Annotated in this window: 2 protein-coding genes; both read right to left on the bottom strand. The window is 75.2% G+C overall.

The window, feature by feature from the left end; all coding sequences use genetic code 11:
- Nucleotides 1-349: ATP-binding cassette domain-containing protein (locus PROKR_RS06075; RefSeq protein ID WP_036960707.1), on the bottom strand; the 349-nt coding region annotated here is incomplete at its 3' end.
- Nucleotides 346-1,136 (bottom strand): putative F420-0 ABC transporter permease subunit (locus PROKR_RS06070; RefSeq protein ID WP_036960734.1); only part of this gene is annotated, 791 nt, incomplete at its 5' end. The genes PROKR_RS06070 and PROKR_RS06075, both read right to left, overlap by 4 nt.

The raw sequence follows: 1,136 nt of genomic DNA, 5'->3' as shown, positions 1-1,136 counted from the left end.
GCGGCAGGTCGGTCGTGGCGTCCTGCTCCACGAGGGCGAGCACGCGGGCGCGCTCGCGGCGGGGCAGGGCGGCCAGGTCGGCGCCGTCGAACTCCAGGGACGGTCCGGAGGCCGATGGCGGCTCCACGTCGCCCGACCTGGCCCGGCCCGCCTGCTGCGCCCCCGCCAGCACCCGCAGCAGGGTCGACTTGCCCGACCCGTTCGGCCCGAGCAACCCCGTGACGGCGCCGCCCGGGGCGAGCACCCCGACGTCGTCCAGGATCGCCCGGGAGCCGATCTCCCAGGACACGCCGTCGGCGGCCAGCCCGGCGCCCGGCGATCCGGTGTCCCGCAGACGTTCGTCACTCACCGCTGGTTTCCCTTCCACAGGAGGAACGCGAAGACCGGGGCGCCGATCGCCGCGGTGACGATGCCGACCGGCAGCTCGCGGGGCTCGAACACGGTGCGGGCCAGGGTGTCCGCCCAGACCAGGAACGAGGCACCCGCCAGGGCGGACAAGGGCAGCAGAAGGCGGTGCCGCGCACCCGTGAACAGCCGCACGGCGTGCGGCAGGATCAGCCCGACGAACCCGATGGACCCGCTCTGCGACACGAGCGCCCCGGTCAGCAGCGCGACCCCGATCAGGAGGATCCAGCGGGCCCGGTTGACGGGGACGCCGAGGGCGGCGGCCGCGGTGTCGCCGAACGTGAACGCGTCGAGCACGGATCCGGTCAGCGCCAGGAGCGTGCCGAGCACCAGGACGGCGCCACCGGTGATCGCCACGGACGTCCAGGTCGCCGATGCGACCGAGCCCATCAGCCACGACAGCACCTCGCGGAACGCGTCGCCCTTTGCGGACCAGAAGATCACGAACGACACCGCCGCGGCGCAGAGCTGGCTGATCGCCAGCCCCGCCAGGACCGTGCGGGTGGGGGTGATGGTGCCCAGCGCGCCAGCCAGGGTGAGCGCGAGGGCCAGCGCACCGACCGCCCCGGCGAACGCGGCGACCGGCAGCAGCAGCGGCACGCCGGCCAGCAGCACCAGCACGGCGCCCAGCGACGCACCCGACGACAGCCCCAGCAGGTACGGGTCGGCGAGCGGGTTGCGCGTGAGCGACTGCATCACCGCGCCGCACACCGCCAGGCCGGCCCCGACCG

Origin of the sequence: Promicromonospora kroppenstedtii DSM 19349, from assembly GCF_000515355.1 — a bacterium.
Taxonomy (GTDB): Bacteria; Actinomycetota; Actinomycetes; order Actinomycetales; family Cellulomonadaceae; genus Promicromonospora; species Promicromonospora kroppenstedtii.
The sequence above is the reverse complement of the archived record's forward strand: the minus strand, read 5'-3'. Positions and strand labels throughout refer to the sequence as shown.